This is a genomic window from Bacillus sp. AFS023182 (genome assembly GCF_002560575.1).
GTDB classification, from domain to species: domain Bacteria; phylum Bacillota; class Bacilli; order Bacillales; family Bacillaceae_G; genus Bacillus_A; species Bacillus_A arachidis.
Map to the genome: position 1 here is coordinate 18,989 of NZ_NTRO01000053.1, position 16,851 is coordinate 35,839.

General features: G+C 34.3%; 20 protein-coding genes and 3 pseudogenes. 17 read left to right on the forward strand and 6 right to left on the reverse strand.

All coding sequences use genetic code 11. The features are described 5' to 3' along the window. Window positions 1–68 precede the first annotated feature (68 nt). Both CN288_RS28945 and CN288_RS20580 read right to left on the reverse strand, forming a co-directional pair. Window positions 69–230, reverse strand: coding sequence for a hypothetical protein (locus CN288_RS28945; protein ID WP_176527711.1), 162 nt, complete (start codon window positions 228–230; stop codon window positions 69–71). Between the two features lie 93 nt (window positions 231–323). Beyond that, window positions 324–1,586: an APC family permease gene (locus CN288_RS20580; RefSeq protein WP_026591012.1), complete on the reverse strand. Its 1,263-nt coding sequence runs from the start codon at window positions 1,584–1,586 to the stop codon at window positions 324–326. A 133-nt stretch (window positions 1,587–1,719) separates the two neighbouring features. On the opposite strand from CN288_RS20580, the gene CN288_RS20585 reads away from it, so the two are divergent. The 13 genes and pseudogenes from CN288_RS20585 to CN288_RS29760 form a co-directional block, all read left to right on the forward strand. Then, complete coding sequence (locus tag CN288_RS20585) at window positions 1,720–2,634, forward strand: LysR family transcriptional regulator (RefSeq protein WP_090689706.1); 915 nt, start codon at window positions 1,720–1,722, stop codon at window positions 2,632–2,634. 49 nt (window positions 2,635–2,683) lie between these two features. Beyond that, window positions 2,684–4,801, forward strand: coding sequence for a DNA helicase RecQ (gene recQ, locus CN288_RS20590; RefSeq protein ID WP_098303015.1), 2,118 nt, complete (start codon window positions 2,684–2,686; stop codon window positions 4,799–4,801). Window positions 4,802–4,824: 23 nt separating this feature from the next. After that, window positions 4,825–5,205, forward strand: a complete 381-nt coding sequence (locus CN288_RS20595) for a gamma-glutamylcyclotransferase family protein (protein ID WP_098303016.1) — start codon at window positions 4,825–4,827, stop codon at window positions 5,203–5,205. A 290-nt stretch (window positions 5,206–5,495) separates the two neighbouring features. Next, window positions 5,496–7,592: a HelD family protein gene (locus tag CN288_RS20600; protein WP_098303017.1), complete on the forward strand. Its 2,097-nt coding sequence runs from the start codon at window positions 5,496–5,498 to the stop codon at window positions 7,590–7,592. Window positions 7,593–7,678: 86 nt separating this feature from the next. Then, complete coding sequence (locus tag CN288_RS20605; protein WP_090689696.1) at window positions 7,679–8,011, forward strand: DUF952 domain-containing protein; 333 nt, start codon at window positions 7,679–7,681, stop codon at window positions 8,009–8,011. Between the two features lie 101 nt (window positions 8,012–8,112). Further along, on the forward strand, window positions 8,113–8,877 hold the full coding sequence (locus CN288_RS20610; protein ID WP_098303018.1) for a serine hydrolase: 765 nt from the start codon (window positions 8,113–8,115) through the stop codon (window positions 8,875–8,877). A 90-nt stretch (window positions 8,878–8,967) separates the two neighbouring features. Continuing rightward, window positions 8,968–9,321 (forward strand): GNAT family N-acetyltransferase, encoded by a 354-nt coding sequence (locus tag CN288_RS20615; RefSeq protein WP_231503916.1) that lies wholly within the window; start codon window positions 8,968–8,970, stop codon window positions 9,319–9,321. Window positions 9,322–9,363: 42 nt separating this feature from the next. Continuing rightward, window positions 9,364–9,765 carry a GNAT family N-acetyltransferase gene (locus CN288_RS20620; RefSeq protein WP_026591004.1) on the forward strand — a complete coding sequence of 134 codons (402 nt, stop codon included), beginning with the start codon at window positions 9,364–9,366 and terminating at the stop codon, window positions 9,763–9,765. A gap of 4 nt (window positions 9,766–9,769) precedes the next feature. Then, a pseudogene (locus CN288_RS20625) lies at window positions 9,770–9,897 on the forward strand (MmcQ/YjbR family DNA-binding protein); the annotation flags it as partial. 102 nt (window positions 9,898–9,999) lie between these two features. Then, on the forward strand, window positions 10,000–10,593 hold the full coding sequence (locus CN288_RS20630; RefSeq protein WP_090689693.1) for a DUF2441 domain-containing protein: 594 nt from the start codon (window positions 10,000–10,002) through the stop codon (window positions 10,591–10,593). Between the two features lie 47 nt (window positions 10,594–10,640). Further along, entirely contained in the window at window positions 10,641–11,255 is a 615-nt protein-coding gene (locus tag CN288_RS20635) for a DUF4241 domain-containing protein (protein ID WP_026591002.1), read from the forward strand. Between the two features lie 215 nt (window positions 11,256–11,470). After that, window positions 11,471–11,857, forward strand: a complete 387-nt coding sequence (locus CN288_RS20640) for a ribosomal maturation YjgA family protein (protein WP_090689687.1) — start codon at window positions 11,471–11,473, stop codon at window positions 11,855–11,857. Between the two features lie 203 nt (window positions 11,858–12,060). Continuing rightward, window positions 12,061–12,183 (forward strand): annotated as a pseudogene (locus tag CN288_RS29760) (aldo/keto reductase); the annotation flags it as partial. On the opposite strand, the pseudogene CN288_RS20650 reads toward CN288_RS29760, so the two are convergent. Next, a pseudogene (locus CN288_RS20650) lies at window positions 12,134–12,583 on the reverse strand (LysR family substrate-binding domain-containing protein); the annotation flags it as partial. The pseudogenes CN288_RS29760 and CN288_RS20650 sit on opposite strands and share 50 nt — an antisense overlap. 314 nt (window positions 12,584–12,897) lie before the next feature. On the opposite strand from CN288_RS20650, the gene CN288_RS29305 reads away from it, so the two are divergent. Together CN288_RS29305 and CN288_RS20655 are read left to right on the forward strand one after the other, a co-directional pair. Further along, the gene (locus CN288_RS29305) at window positions 12,898–12,993 is read left to right on the forward strand and encodes a DUF2829 domain-containing protein (protein WP_217994261.1); all 96 of its coding nucleotides are present in this window, start codon (window positions 12,898–12,900) and stop codon (window positions 12,991–12,993) included. A 38-nt stretch (window positions 12,994–13,031) separates the two neighbouring features. After that, window positions 13,032–13,292, forward strand: coding sequence for a Gp49 family protein (locus CN288_RS20655; RefSeq protein ID WP_090689685.1), 261 nt, complete (start codon window positions 13,032–13,034; stop codon window positions 13,290–13,292). Window positions 13,293–13,398: 106 nt separating this feature from the next. On the opposite strand, the gene rpiA is transcribed toward CN288_RS20655, so the two are convergent. Next, window positions 13,399–14,064 carry a ribose-5-phosphate isomerase RpiA gene (gene rpiA, locus CN288_RS20660; RefSeq protein WP_026590999.1) on the reverse strand — a complete coding sequence of 222 codons (666 nt, stop codon included), beginning with the start codon at window positions 14,062–14,064 and terminating at the stop codon, window positions 13,399–13,401. Window positions 14,065–14,076: 12 nt separating this feature from the next. After that, window positions 14,077–14,397: a 2Fe-2S iron-sulfur cluster-binding protein gene (locus CN288_RS20665; RefSeq protein ID WP_026590998.1), complete on the reverse strand. Its 321-nt coding sequence runs from the start codon at window positions 14,395–14,397 to the stop codon at window positions 14,077–14,079. Window positions 14,398–14,541: 144 nt separating this feature from the next. Here CN288_RS20665 and CN288_RS20670 point away from each other — a divergent pair, with 144 nt between their 5' ends. Continuing rightward, entirely contained in the window at window positions 14,542–15,231 is a 690-nt protein-coding gene (locus CN288_RS20670; protein ID WP_026590997.1) for an RNA polymerase subunit sigma-70, read from the forward strand. 21 nt (window positions 15,232–15,252) lie between these two features. Next, the gene (gene clpP / locus CN288_RS20675) at window positions 15,253–15,834 is read left to right on the forward strand and encodes an ATP-dependent Clp endopeptidase proteolytic subunit ClpP (RefSeq protein ID WP_026590996.1); all 582 of its coding nucleotides are present in this window, start codon (window positions 15,253–15,255) and stop codon (window positions 15,832–15,834) included. Between the two features lie 53 nt (window positions 15,835–15,887). Here the strand turns inward: clpP and CN288_RS20680 are convergent, their stop codons facing one another. Next, window positions 15,888–16,745 carry a glycine betaine ABC transporter substrate-binding protein gene (locus tag CN288_RS20680; protein ID WP_098303019.1) on the reverse strand — a complete coding sequence of 286 codons (858 nt, stop codon included), beginning with the start codon at window positions 16,743–16,745 and terminating at the stop codon, window positions 15,888–15,890. Window positions 16,746–16,851: the final 106 nt, after the last annotated feature.

Genomic DNA, 16,851 nt, shown 5'->3' on the forward strand with positions numbered 1-16,851 from the left:
TTATTAAATATTAACAATTAGGATGAATGAAGTCCATGGGTCGCGCATTGAGAAATGTTGTATGAATGCTATTCATGTTTTTTCTCATTAAAAAAGATGTTAAAAAGCTTTTTGTAGGAAAATAAAGGTCGATATTTATAAATATATTCATATTTCCAGGCATCATTATTAGAGACTTTGAGTTGTTTATCCGAAGAGCGAAAGGCAATTAGATTATTGTTGCGTTTCATAAATAAACCTCCTTTAATTTGATGCGGTTATATTATGGAAATGAATGTGTGATTTGTGTGAGAAATAGTTCAAATGAGAATCTTTTCTTTTCATTATCTTATTGAAATTTCCTTTTCATAAGGTTTTGGTCTGTTTTTGAAGTACTGTAATCCATAGAAAGCAACTAGTATTCCGATACTCATTAAAATCCAGATGGAAGAGAAAGAGAGAATGATAAAGAAACAGACAATTAAACTTAAAGAGAGAATTTTGTTAAATAAACCTGGTAATAATTTATATGCTGCAAAGATTCCGCATATGGTATTACAGATAAAGAAAGCATTTGCAATGGCTACGATTTGTTCAACTGTAATGAGATGGTTATATAGGCAGATAAATACGGCAGTATGTATACTTACTAATAACAGTAAAGAAAAGATTGGTACATTCGATTTCGTACGATAGGAAAGTTTAGATAATTTCTTTATATATTTCGCCTCAGAAGCGATAAGACGTGAGACACCGCCAACAACCAATAAATATGTACTCATGCAAAGAACAGTAGTAATAAAGGCAATAAGAGGAATAGCAAACTCACCAAATAAAGTAGCTAATATGACTGTTATTCGTAAATTTTCTTGATTTGAACTTGGAATTTCAATCCATTGTGTAGCGCCTGCTACGACAAGACAAACAACCGTTACAGTAAATGTGCTTATCGCAATTGCTTGCGGAATCGTTTTCTTTCGATTTTTGACCTCCATACTGTAATTCCCAATAATCTCCCAACCTACTAAAGCCCAAAAGAGCAGTAAAATACTATATCCAAAATTACCAAAAGAAAAAGATGTTTGAAATAGATGTTCTGATCGAAGATGAGGAATAGAACTGATTCCTCCACTTAATAAAAGAACGGTTGCAGCTGTTGAAAATACAAATGATATTTTTCCAATAGATGATATATCTAATAATAAAATGAATATACAAACGCTCATTAAAAGAAAACCAATTCCCTCTAACGGAAATTTAAAGTTTGAAAATAAAGCTGCTATATATTGACTAGCTGTCATCAGAACAGCTGTTGGTCCTAGACAACCTGCTATGATAAAGAGAATAGAAGTTAATTGTTTTATAGAAGGTCCAAAAGCTTGATCGACTGCATGTGCAATTCCAGATTCACTGGGGAAGCGAATGCTTAACTTACCAAACAATGAAGCAAAAAGAAATCCAACTCCCATAATAAATAGCCAAGCAATAATGGCATAATCTCCAGTTGTTTTGTAAATAAGTGGGGGAAGTAAAATGATTCCCGATCCTAAAATGGGACCAATAATTAAGCCGCTGAGAAGTAATGGCCCTAATTTTTTCTTTCTCATATGTACATACATCTCCTTTTGAAAAATTAAAAAAATTTGTTTCTTTTATTGTAAATCGGGTTTATTTATCAGTAAAATAGATATATATGAAGTTAATTATCGGAAATTATGATGTTAGAATGGGGATATTGAAATGGAGATTCGGCATTTAAAAACATTTAAAACAATTGTTGAGTTAGGAGGATACACACGGGCAGCAGACTATTTAGGGTATGCGCAATCTACTGTAACAGGACATATTCAAGCAATTGAACAAGAAATGGGACAGCCTTTATTCAATCGGTTAGGGAAAAAAATGGTGTTAACAGATGTAGGGAAGCATTTACTGCCTTATGCCAATGAAATGATTGCTTTGTCCGAGAAAGTAAAACAAATCCCAAGCATGGATAATGAGATTACTGGAAAAATTGTAATTGGTGCTCCAGAATCATTAACAATTTACCGATTGCCCTCTATTCTTCACGAATATAAAAAGAAGTATCCAAAAGTAAAGATCACATTAAAAGCTTCAACTTGTTGGGAATTACGAAATGATTTAAAGAGCGGGAATATAGATATTGCTTTTCTCTTAGACACAGAGCGTCATGAAGAGGACTTACATATCGAACCACTTGTCATGGAGCAAATGGCGTTTGTTTTTCCTAAAGACTATATTGTGAGACAAACAGATTCACAAGTTGTCCAATTTTCTCAAGAGGAAACCTTTTTGTATACGGAACGTGATTGCAGTTACCGAGCGTTTTTTGAACATTATTTACAAAGACAAGGAATTCAACATGAAAGTACATTCGAATTTTGGAGTATTGAGGCCATAAAACAATGTGTAATGTGCGGATTAGGGATTTCTTTATTACCAATTATTACGGTCCAGCAAGAGTGGAAAGATAAGAGATTACACGCTGTTATTGCAAATGAAACAAAGTTTGCGACACAACTTGCGTATCATAAAAATAAATGGTTTTCTCCAGCTTTGCATGAGTTTGTAACGATTATTCGTAAGCATGCGAAGCGATGGAGAGAAGTAGAGGGTACAATGATTTTCGAGTAATGATATAATATTACTAGATGAAAGACTAAGAAAAGCAGGTGAATCTTTTTTGTTTACAAAAGCACAAGAACTTTTAGCGTCCTATTTTGGTTACAAGTCATTCCGCAGAGGGCAAGATGAGACAATTAAAAATGTATTGGATGGTAAAGATACCGTTTGTATTATGCCAACAGGCGGTGGTAAATCGATTTGTTATCAAATTCCGGCATTAGTATTTGAGGGGACGACATTAGTTATATCGCCGCTTATTTCACTTATGAAGGACCAAGTAGATACGTTAGTACAAAATGGAATTTCAGCTACATACATTAATAGTTCTATTTCAATTACAGAAGCAAACCAACGAATCCAATTAGCGAAACAAGGTCATTATAAGTTGCTATATGTAGCGCCAGAGCGTCTAGATTCAATGGAATTTGTGGATCAATTAATTGATATGAAGATACCGATGATTGCAATTGACGAAGCACACTGTATTTCGCAGTGGGGACATGATTTCCGCCCAAGTTATTTACATATACATCGTATATTAGACTATCTTCCAGAAAAGCCGCTTGTATTAGCGTTAACTGCGACTGCAACACCGCAAGTGCGAGAAGATATTTGTCGCGCGCTAGAAATTGATCAAAAAAATACAATTATGACAACGTTTGAACGGGAAAATTTATCGTTCTCAGTAATCAAGGGACAGGATCGAAATGCATATTTAGCGGACTATATTCGTCAAAATAAAAAGGAATCTGGAATTATTTATGCAGCGACAAGAAAAGTTGTTGATCAGTTGTATGAAGATTTATATAAAGCAGGGGTTTCAGTTGCTCGTTATCATGCCGGAATGAATGATCATGATCGTAATGGACAGCAAGAGCGATTTTTACGTGATGAAGTGAGCGTAATGGTAGCGACATCTGCATTTGGTATGGGGATCGATAAATCAAACATTCGTTATGTTATTCATTATCAACTCCCGAAGAATATGGAAAGTTATTATCAAGAAGCAGGACGTGCTGGCCGTGACGGATTAGATAGTGAATGTATTTTGTTATATTCTTCTCAGGATGTACAAGTACAGCGCTTTTTAATTGATCAATCCACTGGAGAATCACGTTTCTCAAATGAACTTGAAAAATTGCAGTATATGACAGATTACTGCCATACAGAACAATGTTTACAATCATTTATTCTAGAGTACTTTGGTGAAGAACCAAAAGAAGATTGTGGACGCTGTGGGAATTGTACAGATGAACGTGAGAGCGTCGACGTTACGAGAGAATCACAAATGGTTTTATCATGTATGATTCGAACAAACCAGCGATTTGGAAAGCAAATGATTGCACAAGTATTGACCGGATCAAAAAATAAAAAAGTAGTTGAATTCAATTTCCATACATTACCTACTTACGGTCTTTTATCGAATCGTAGCGTAAAAGAAGTAAGTGAGTTTATTGAGTTTTTAATTTCAGAAGAATTAATTGCGGTGGAACACGGGACGTATCCAACCTTAAAGGTAACAGAAAAAGGGAAAGAAGTATTGCTTGGAAATGAAAATGTGTTACGTAAAGAAAGAGTGGCAACAAGACAAATTGTACAGGATCATCCATTGTTTGAGATATTACGTGAAGTTCGGAAAGAAATCGCGCAAGGGGAAGGCGTACCACCATTTGTTATCTTCTCTGATCAAACGCTAAAAGATATGTGTGCGAAAATGCCACAAAGCGATGCAGAACTTTTACAAGTTAAAGGGATTGGAGAACATAAACTTGCGAAGTATGGTTCGCACTTTTTACAAGCAGTCATTCATTTTATTGAAGAAAATCCAGATTACGCAGATACGATTAAGACAGAAGTTGTTACGGAACGCAAGAAACCTGGAAAATCATCGACAGATTCTCACTTAGAAACGTATGAAATGTATAAACAAGGAACGGAGTTAAGTATAATCGCAAAAGAACGAGGCTTATCAAGTCAAACTGTCGAAAACCACTTAATTCGCTGTTATGAAGAAGGAATGGAAGTGGATTGGCATAGTTTCGTTCCAGCAGAATATGAATCTCTTATTGAAACAGCAATGCAACATGCAGAAGGCGGATTAAAGTCGATTAAAGAACTGCTTCCTGCTGAAGTGAGTTACTTTATGATTCGTGCTTATTTACAAATAAGAAAATAGAGAAGTACAAAGGGGATAAGGAAATGCATTATGTTTTTGTTTACGGCACTTTAAGAAAACAACAATCAAATGCTCATTACTTACATAGGGCAACGTGTATAGCTGAAGAAGCATGGACTCATGGGAAACTTTTTGATACAAATGAAGGCTATCCTGCAATGATTCGATCGAAAGAGGATAAAGTGTATGGCGAAGTATATGAAGTAGATGATGAGATTTTAAAAAAGTTAGATGAACTGGAAGTGTATACAGGTAATCCAGAACAAGATTTATATGATCGTATTATACAGACTATCTATTTTGGAGATCATAATAGGGATGCATATGTTTATGTTGCGCAGAATGACGAAATGTTACAAAAACCCATTTCTTCTGGCGATTGGACACGTTACCAAAAAATATAGCTAGGACAAATTAAGTTTTTTAGGAATTATGCAACATGTCCTTAGCTCAAGTTCTAGAGAATTGGTCAAAATTGCAGATTTACAGATAAACTATTTGGGAAATCAATTTAGAATGTTACTTATCTATTTAATTTAATAGAGCAGGCAAACAAAAAGACGGAGGGCGTAAACCCTTTGTCTGTTTTTATTTTTTGGAAAATTCTTACTCGATCTATTGACTTTGTAAACGTATTTTTTATACAATTGTATTTCGACTGAAATTTTCGAACGGACAGGAGGGAATCATCACAATGAGTATTATATTTGAAGAAGAATTCCAGCGGATGAAAGAGACTTTAGCTACAATGGATGAGCAATTAGAGAAATTGGAAAAGATCCCAGTTTATTATGGAGAAGATTTTAAAGAGCAAATCCTTGAAAGTATGAGGGAATCAAGTCGGAGAAACTTACGTGTTGGTGTACAAGAACCATACTTTGGACGACTAGATTTTCAGGAGGATGGACAATTAGAACCAAATCCAATTTATATTGGTAAAGTAGGTGTTTCAGATGAAGAAACGATGAAACCAATTGTTATTGACTGGCGTGCACCTGTTGCGAGCATGTTTTATTCATTTACTGGTGGTGAAGAATCGGCTTTTTATCATTCACCAGACGGACTAGTAGAAGGAGATGTGTATTTAAAAAGAAATATCGCCATTCGCAAAAGAGAACTAGAACGTGTGGTTGATACATATACAAAAGGAAGTGAAGATGTATCTCTTGCGGATGATTTTCTTCTATATCGATTAGGTGAAAATAAAGATAATAAATTAAAAGATATCGTTTCGACGATACAATCCGAACAAAATGATATTATTCGTGCAGAGAAAAACATGCCACTATTGATTCAAGGGGTTGCAGGAAGCGGAAAAACAACAATCGCTTTACATCGCCTTGCTTTTTTAATTTATGAATATCGTGAACAGCTAGAGGCAGAGAGAATGATTGTATTTGCACCAAACAGTTTGTTTTTAGATTATATTTCTAGTGTACTTCCTGAGCTTGGCGTCGGAAATATTAGGCAAACAACATTTCAAGATTGGGCGCTACGTACGTTAGATGATGCGGTGAAAGTAAAAAATACAGAAGAAAAACTGAAACAAGCTTTTGCAATAAATCGTGATGATAGCAAGGTTATGCTTGGTAAATTAAAAGGAACGCTGAAGTTTAAGTCATTTATTGAAAAAAGTATTGCTCAATTTGAAGAGAATTTAGTACCAGTAAAAGATTTTGAAGCGTGGGATAAAGCTGCTATTACAGTAGAAGAGGTTAAAAAATGGATGCAAGTGGAATATAAACACTATCCATTAATGAAGCGTAGAGAAAGATTGGTTGGCCGAATAAAACGCTGGATTGAGATTGAACTTAAAAAGTTTGAAGGAACAAATGAGAAAAAAGTATTAAAAAAAGAAGCTACAAAGAGATTAAATGCCTATATGAAATTTTGGCCTAAAATGAGCCCGTTATCATTTTATAGTTCGATGATGCAGCGAAAAGAAATATTGGAACTTTTGCCTGAAGAACTTGTTCAAGACACAGAAAAAAGTTGCCGTAAAAAAGAAGTGTATGTAGAAGATTTAGCACCTCTTATTCATATTCACCATAAATTAGCGGGTATTGAAATCGGGCAAAAATTCCACCATGTTGTTATAGATGAAGCGCAAGACTTTTCACCATTCCAAATTTATATATTAAAAGAAATTACAATAGGTAATTCCTTTACGATTTTAGGTGATCTATCGCAAGCTATATATGATTATCAAGGAATTGAAGACTGGAATGACTTTAAAGAAGTGTTTCAAGAAACGGGTTATTTTGAACTGACGAGAAGTTATCGTTCTACAAAAGAAATTATTGAGTTTGCAAATGAAGTGATTAAAAATGCTGAAGTTCCAGTAGGATTCGCAACCCCTGTTTTCCGCAGTGGTGAGAAAGTAAAAGTTATTTCGACTGACGACCAATTTGCCGCAATTGTAAAGACTCTACAACATATGCAGAATGAAAATGTGAAAACGATCGCTGTTATAGGAAGAACAGATGAGGAATGCCGCGATTTATATGAGAAGTTAACAGCTGAAGGAATCACTGTTAATGTCATCGAAGCAAACCAAAATAAATATGAAGGCGGCATTTCAGTTGTGCCTGTGTATTTAGCAAAAGGATTAGAATTTGATGCGGTACTTCTTATCGATGTTGATGAAGTGCATTATAAAGGTACAAAGCATGATGCAAAATTATTATATGTTGGATGTACAAGAGCTCTCCATGACTTACGAATCTTCTATTCTGGAGAAGCATCACCTTTAATTCGAGGAATACAAGAAGAGTTATATGAAAGTAAATAATAGATGTTTAAAGAGGATTTTCAAGTGACTAGCGGGAAAATCCTCTTGTTTTTTCTATAACTAAGAAGGGAAGAAGGAAAATGACTATGATTACAAAGATAATGAAAAAAAGAGAATGGGAAGTAGCAAAAGCAAAAGGAAATATAATTGAAGCTTCACTAATGCAAGAAGGATTTATTCATTGTTCTTTTTTAGAACAATCTCTTCAAGTGGCAGAAAAACATTTTAGCAGGGAAATGGAGTTAGTACTACTTCTAATTGATTCGTCATTAGTTGATGCGGAGATAAAATATGAATTGGCTTCTAATGGTCAAAACTATCCACATATATACGGAACTGTAAATACTCATGCTGTTGTGAAAGTAGTAGAACTTCAGAAAGAAAATGGCGTCTATGTTTTACCAGTAGAGTTGGAATAAAAATAGTAGAATACCTATTTGTTAACCTCATAAAAGGATTTTTGATTTGTATTATCGAAATACTGAAAGGGATAAAAACGAAATCGAGAAGAGGCGTACAAATGGAGGAAGTAATCAAGAAAATAAAAGAAATAAAATCGGGTCACGTAGGTATCGTTGTTTATTCACCAGAAAGCCAAAATATTATCGCTTTATATAATGATGATATATTGGTTCCACTAGCGTCTGCCGCAAAAGTGGCAATTGGATTTGTGGTAGCTAAAATGGTTGAAGAGAATCAAGTTCGCTGGAGTGATGAAATCGCAAATATCGTATTTAATCCGAAAGAAGATAGTAAAGAAATATATCCACATCTACAAAAAAGAACTGTATTAACATTAAGAAATGCTGTGGAAGTAATGATTGCATGTCATGACAATTGTATTGCACAATCTGTTGTGAACTTTTGCGGTGGATGGGAAGAAGTAAATAAGAGAATTCAATGTTCCTTTTCAAAGATTAATGTTACGAAAGACCCAAGGGATGTGAAAAACGTTGGGAAATTAAAACAAGTTCTTAAACTTTTAATTCATATATTCCAAGGATATGAATCGGATCCAGTGTTATGGGAACCCATTATAAATGGAATGGTAAGACAACAAGGGAAATATGAGGGAATACGAAGTTACCACTTGGCACATATGACAGGTGGATTGTCTACAGCTGTTATGAATATTGGTATACTAGGAACATTTCATGAAAATCCATTGCTTTATGTAATTGGTGGAATGGAGTTACCAAATCGGTATGAGAATCAAGAAGCTGATATGAAAATAATAGAAACATTACAATGTTTGTATAAAGAGTATACAGGATGCTATTTATAATGAAGAGAAAGGAGAATAGACTTGGAAATTACACAACAAAACAATTCAAAAGACAGCGAGTACATTAAAAATAAAGTAATCCAATACAATATGTCTGTACTACCAGATGAAGTAAAAAGTCCACTAGAACATGTAAGTTTTCTATTAAAAGACAATGCTGGCAAAATATTTGGAGGCATAACAGGCACAATATATTTTTATCACCTCCATATCGATTTTTTATGGGTGGATGAGTCAGTACGTCATGGAGGATATGGTAGTCAACTATTAAATAAAATTGAAGAAATTGCCAAAGAGAAAAACTGTAGGCTTATACTACTTGATTCATTTAGTTTTCAAGCACCTGAATTTTATAAGAAACATGGTTACAGGGAGTTTGGCGTAGTGGAAGATCATCCTAAAGGGTATAGTCAACATTTTTTAGAAAAGCAATTAAAATTGTGAAATAATTATATTATGTAAATTGAATATTGGGAGGTAAATAGAATGTACAATTATACATTTCATCATAAACAACCTATTACTGCAAAAAAAGTGAAGCTACTGTACAATTCTGTTGGTTGGTGGCCTGAAAGAGATGAAGAAGATATTTCTAAAATGTTAGAGAATAGTATAGCGATTGGTGTATGGAAAGAGAAGCAATTAATAGGATTTGCAAGAGCAGTAACTGATGGTGTGTTTCGAGCGTATATTGAAGATGTTGTAGTACATAATAGTGTAAGGAATAAGGAAATTGGTGAGAAAATGATGACAATCTTGCTTCATGAGCTTGCTCATATAGATATTGTAAGTCTATTTTGTGAAGAAAAATTAATAAAATTCTATGGAAAACAACAATTCAAAGCAACGAGGCAAATAGTCATGCATCGTAATCAGCTTACAAGATAAGAGAATACGAGGTGGGAAGGGATCAAAGGAAGCAACACGTACATACTGCTTTTCAAAAAGAAAAGTAACGAAGATTCTCTAGACGGATGGAATGCTACATGTATGAGAATTCATAATAAAATATTTGTAATTGATACACTGATGAATCAAGTACCTGAAACAAATTATTCTTTGCGGACAAGAGTGATGGAAATTATATAATATAGTCTGATGAAGACCAATAGGAGACAGGCCATGAAAGAGAACGAATTGTATGTTTATCACATCGTTACTAGGAAAAAAATGATTCTTGGGCAGATAATTAACTTTGATAAGAACCAAAATAATACCTTATATCGCTTCTTTTTTGAGAGAGAACAATTGAATTCAAAAGGTGAAGACTTTATTCAGATTATACAAGATCATTATACAAATACAGGATTGAACATGAATAAAGAAAATGCCGAAGTAGCGATTAAGTATGTAGACCAAACAATCAGAGCAATTAGAGAAGTGATAGTAGAAATGGTTAGACTACAAGAATATCCTGAATATCCTTCAAGATTGTCTTGCTTATACGCTGCGAAAAGTTATGAAGATGCTTTGAAATGGAAAAAATTATTTGATTCTTATAGTCGGAAAGTTTTGCAGATTGTTAAGCTTCGAGTTATGGGGAATTCTTTTGAGGGTGATGGAAACCTTTTACCAAAGGAAGATGGTGTTCCTTTCTCTCGAAAAATTGAACAAGCTAAAGAATATTGGAAGGGTAATGTAAAAAATGAGCTTCCAGAGCTTTTAATTAATGGGAAAATTGAAGTGGTGGAAATTATTGATGATTTCTCAGCTTAAATTCTAGGAAAGTCTATGAATAAATGAACGAGAGGAAGAAAAATAGTATGTCAAAGTTATTACATGAATTATCTAAATTGAATAGTGAAATATTACGTTCTGAAGTATTAGATCATTTAAAAGTTACTTCAGGAAAATTGGTTGCTTGTGATCCTCTTATTTTTAATAAAAATCACTTCGAACAAACAATTAAGCTAGGTACATATCCAATTATTGCTTGGTGGAACGAGGAAGATGGTGTAATTGCTGGTGCTGAATTGAAAGTATCGGAATCAAAAGCGGTAGAGTGGAAGATGGCAACAAAGCCAGGGCAGAATGTAAGTGAACTAGAGGAAGGCTACATTTTTGGCTATCCAGTTGATACGGGACTAGGGTGTTTTGCAGATGTAGAAGCAATTGATAAGTTAGAAGAAGTAGAAGATAGACTACAACAAGAACTAGGAGACGAATTTATTAGTTTGTATGATGATCTAATAGATGACGTACTAACAGAACATGATGATGAGTGGGGAAATTGTGTAGTGTGTGAGGAAACGGGGAGTAATATTATTATGTTCCGTTCGGGTTATGGTGATGGTTTTTATCCTTCCTATTGGGGGATTGATGAGAAGGGAAATATAGTTTCACTTGTAACTGATTTTCAAGTATTGCATGAGGAATAAATGAATAATGGTATAGGGGCTTTGAACAGTAGAGTAGAATGAGATGTGGAAATCAGAAATACACGCTTAGACGCTGTACATAGATAGAACAATGAGGAGTTTCAATTAGATTATATATCGGAAATCGTGCTGAAAGGGAACATGCACATCACTTTTATAAAAATATGGGGTACAGGTTTTGTGAAAGGTTTGGTGTGATGAGAGAGGATTTAAGAATGGAATATAAACGAAATAGGGTACTGTATGCGGCACTAACCATAATAGTAATTATCTTTGGATTGGGATCAAGAAAGTTCGCGTATGTTTTACCAGATTTATTAAATGCCTATTTAGGAGATGCACTATGGGCGCTGATGATTTTCATTGGAGTTGGATTTCTTTTTCATAAAATGGAGACTAAAAAGATTGCATTTTTAAGTTTACTATTTTGCTATGGGATTGAAATGAGTCAATTATATCATGCGGAATGGATAGATAGTATACGGGCAACGACATTAGGTGGACTTATATTAGGATATGGTTTTTTGTGGAGTGATTTATTAGCGTATACAATTGGAGTTGGAATAGGTATGCTTTTTGAATTCATATTTCGAAAAGTATAAAAGGCTTCGGATTTCATAAAGGGGTATATGTACAATGGAACACATATTAGATATTACAAATTTTTGGTTTCAAGACGAGCAAGTAACAGTAGAAACGACCCAACTGAAAGTAACGAAGATTATAGGGAATAAGTAAAATTATATATTAAAAGAAAAAGTTCAAAAGGCAGTTGTTGGCTGAAAGAAAAGTATTAAATCAATTTGCACAACGTTGGATGAACGACAATGTGCTCACTGCTATCTAGAATCTCAAATCCATCGCACAAGAGATTGATCTTACCCTCGCTCAACTCGCAGTAGCTTGGGTACTACAAAACCAGGACGTTTATAACTTTCCACCGACGATGGAACGACAGAAACACCCATTCCTGTTGCGACTAAATTAACAATAGTTTGCATTTGAATAGCTTCTTGAACAACATTTAAACTTACACCATAATCCAAAAAGTAGCTAACAATTAAATCATAAAAATTTGGACCAAAATGACGTGGAAACAAAATAAATGGTTCATCAATTAACAATTGGAGTGGAATTTCGGGTAATGAGGCGAAAGGGTGATCTTGATGTAAAACCAATCTTAAAGATTCTTCAGCACAAACTTCAGAAGATAGTATCTCATTGTTCTGTTTAGAACGAAAAAATCCAATATGAATTTGTTTTTCATAGAGTGCTTTTAGTTGCTGCTCCGTTGTCATTTCACGTAATATAAGATGGATTTTATGAAATATCGTATTTTCCTAATGTCCATTTTGATCCATCCCTTCTGCTAAAATCCAATAAGGACTTCTCATTTATTATCAAACTCATATAGGTACCTAGTATTTTCGTAGTCATGATTTTTATGTTTTACGGCTCTTTGGTATTAGGGAGAGGAGATGTTTTAGGGTTTATCGACCTGTTCTATAGAATAAGGAAAAAATACCTTTCTTCAAATAACCTGTCAGCTAGTTAAGTAATTACACAAACCCATTTTAACATAAATATCCAACATAAAAATCACCTCAAAGAATAACTAAAGAGGTGATTTTTATCAATCTTTATGATAAACAAGCATACAGGACATAATGTCTCATATGTTGCATATATTGCAATGAAAACAGTACAAGAAAATTTTGTTCCTTGGTTAGCTTCATAAACTGATATGTTAGCAGAAGATTGGGAGGTTATAGAGTTATGGAAAATACGGTAACTCAACAGGATATTGATAATATTTTAGAAAAAACGAAATGGACAGTGGAAGAATTTCATGGTAAATGTACAGTCGTGGTTGCGAAATTGCCAAATGGATTTATTTTAACCGAATCCAGCTCATGTACTAATCCTGCTGATTATGATGTGAATATTGGTATTGAATGTTGTAAAGAACGTATTGTAAATAAAATTTGGGAATTAGAAGGATATAGATTGCAATGTGAGTTAGCTAAATTCGTTTAGTTAGCCACTATTAGTGAAGTGTCCTAAAAAGTTAGACGATTCCTTCCTTAGGTAACTTCTTGGGCATGAACTCGGTATTGTACCGGGCTCATGCCCTTTAGTTTTGTCATAATACTTTTATTCCTTTTTCAGTTGCAATAATTGTTTTATCTACCATGTTAATAAATAGACCAGTTTCAATTACACCCGTTATCATTTTTAACTGCTGATGAGTTTCGAGTGGATTGGCTATTTGATTTGGAAAAATACAATCTAAGATCATATTTCCATTGTCTGTTTTAAATGGTTTATTGTTTTGGATACGTAAAATTGTCTGGCAGCCAAATGATTGAATTCGTTTTGCAGTTTGCTCCCAAGCGAAAGGTACTATTTCAATAGGAAGAGGAAAAATACCTAAATTCGTTACAAGTTTCGATTCATCAGCGACTATGATAAGTTTCTGGGAAGACACAGCAACTATTTTTTCGCGAAGAAGTGCACCACCGCCCCCTTTAATTAACTGTAAATCCGGGTTAATCTCATCTGCACCATCAATGGTGAGATCAAGATAATCTACGTCATTTAAAGAGATTAAGGGGATAGACAGTTGCTCTGCTAATTTTTGAGTTTCTATTGATGTTGGTACAGCTTGAATAGATAAACCTTCATTTACTAGCTGTCCCAATTTTTGTATTGTCCAATATACAGTGGAACCAGTACCAAGGCCGATTTTCATCCCATCTTTTACAAAATCACTAGCATATTCACCAACTAAGCGTTTTAAATGTTTCATTCTGTTGCCTTTTCATTCCACAGGACGCGGCCCAGCATCTAATCCAGAATTTTCAACAGTCAATATTGGGCGAACGGTTAAATCAGTCTGTACACGCATTTGACATGACAATCGCAAATGATCTTCAATTCCTTTTTCGGTAATAGCATTCTTCTCAATATGTGTAGGCTCGTAGAAGTCTCCAGATACGATTTCTACACGGCAAGTCGTACAACGTGCTTTCCCGCCGCAGCGATGAAGAATATGGATATCATTATCTTCGAGTGCTAGTACTAACTTTGTTCCTTCTTTTACATCAAATGTGCCATTACCTACAACAGTTAATTTTGGCATATTCCAGCCTCCTCGTGTAAAATTCTACATAACATATTTATGACCGCACAATTACAAACATAAACATGATTTTTTTTATTTGACCCGTAACTTTTTCATTTGTTCAATCGTTAATTAAGTAAGCGCTGAAAAGGAGTGGTTATTTTGTGCACAAAAGTAACTCAGATGTTAAGAAATCCTATCGATATGAATCATTCAAATAAAAACTTTTTAATTGAAAATTACGCAGAGTTAAAAAGGTACTGTACATTTTTAACCAAAAGTAAATGGGATGGAGAAGATCTTGCCCAAGAAACGGTTTGTAAAGTACTTCAAAAATATGTGGAGAAAGATATTTGTATTACGCTTCTATATAAAATTGCTCGAAATAAATGGCTAGATCAACTAAAAACAAAATCAGTTCAAGAGAAATTAGAGCAGGAGGTTCCATTTGAAGAACCGCATGGTAAAATTGCTGATTTGCATGAGATGGCAGAGAAAGTCTTGTCTTTATTAAATATACAGCAATCCGTTATCTTCTTGTTAAAAGATGTTTTTCAATACAGCTTATCAGATATTGCGGAAATATGTTCAATCTCAGAAGGTGCAGTGAAGGCTTCCTTGTTTCGTAGTAGAAATAGATTGAAAACGGTAAGTGAAGAAGAGAAGATTGAATTAGCCGGGCAGGATGATGACGTTGAAGTAATTGTAACAGCTATTCGTGAACAAAAACCACAATTGTTAACAAAACTTCTTCCGACAATACAGTTTGAACACGTATCACCTAAGCAGCCTGTACTATTATTCAATACAAAAGCACCTTCTTCTTACGGTTATATGCTATGTGCAGCTTAAAAAGTAGATGGAGGGATTATAATGAATGCAATTCCGTATGTTGTAGAACAAACAAAATTAGGAGAACGCTCCTATGATATATATTCAAGGTTGTTAAAAGACCGTATTGTCATGATCGGATCAGAAATTAATGATCAAGTAGCAAGCAGTATCGTGGCACAGTTATTATTTTTAGAGGCAGAAGATGCGGAGAAGGATATTTTTCTTTATATCAATAGTCCAGGAGGCTCAACTACAGCGGGATTTGCGATATTAGATACAATGAATTTGATTAAACCCGATGTTCAAACACTTTGTATGGGATTCGCAGCGTCATTTGGAGCCTTATTGTTACTCGCTGGAGCAAAAGGAAAAAGGTTTGCGCTTCCAAATAGTGAAATTATGATTCATCAGCCACTTGGCGGAGTAAAAGGGCAAGCGACGGAGATTGAAATAACTGCAAAACGAATATTAAAGTTAAAACATGATATTAATAAAATTATATCGGATCGAACAGGTCAACCAGTTGAAAAGGTAGCGGAGGATACAGAAAGAGATTACTTTATGACTGCAGAAGAAGCGAAAGTATATGGTATTGTTGACGCTGTTATTGAAAAAAAATAACTTAAAATAGGCCAGAGAATATATGATTCTCCGGCCTATTTTTATGCCATAAATCAATCTTTTGTCCATTCATCAACTAATGCTTGATTCTGTTTAATCCATTTTCGTGCAGCTTCTTCAGGGTCCTTTGTTTTATTTAACATCACCATTAAAGTACCAAGTTGTTCGTCATTCATTTTCCATCTATCGAAATATTTCACAATCTCTGGATAATCTTTTTCAAAACCTTTTCGTACAGAGTAATAAATGTCGTCTTTTTCACCATATACTTTTTTAGGGTCTTTTAAATATTTCAAATCAAATTCTGAAAAGCCCCAGTGTGGATTCCAAAGCGTTACAGCGATTGGTTTCTTTTGCGTATAAGCCTTTTTTAGCTCACTCATCATTGCCGCTTCCGAAGATTGGACAAGTTTTAGCTTGATATCATATTCTTTCATTGCTTTATCCGTTAAGTTCATAAGGCTACTACCAGGTTCAATCCCTACAATTTTGTTGTTCAATTCATCCTTATGGGCGTTTAAATCTTCGATGCTGTTAATATCTTTCATATAAGAAGGAACAACCAATCCAAGTCCAGTGCCCTCATACCATTTCGATTTTAACACAATGTCATTTTTATACCGATCATTTAAGGGCTTATCGGTAACCGGAAGCCATACTTCTAAATTTGCATCAACATCGCCGCGAGCGACACCAGTCCAAATGGCTGCTTTTTCTAAATACATGAGTTCAACTTTATAGCCTTTTTGTTCTAATAAAACTTTCCACATATTTGCAGCCGCAATATTTTCCTTCCAACTTGTTACACCAAGTTTAATTTTCCCTTTCGTATTTGCATTTGTAGCATTACAAGAGGCAATAATCATACTAATAAATAACAAAATACTTATAAGCCATATTTTCCGTTTCATTGAATCCTCCCGTTTCATAAATAGAAATTTTCATTTCGTTTTGGATCGCGTTGTTAGTAGGAATAAATCTATAAGTGAACCTTCTTATTATGAACGGAAACAAGAA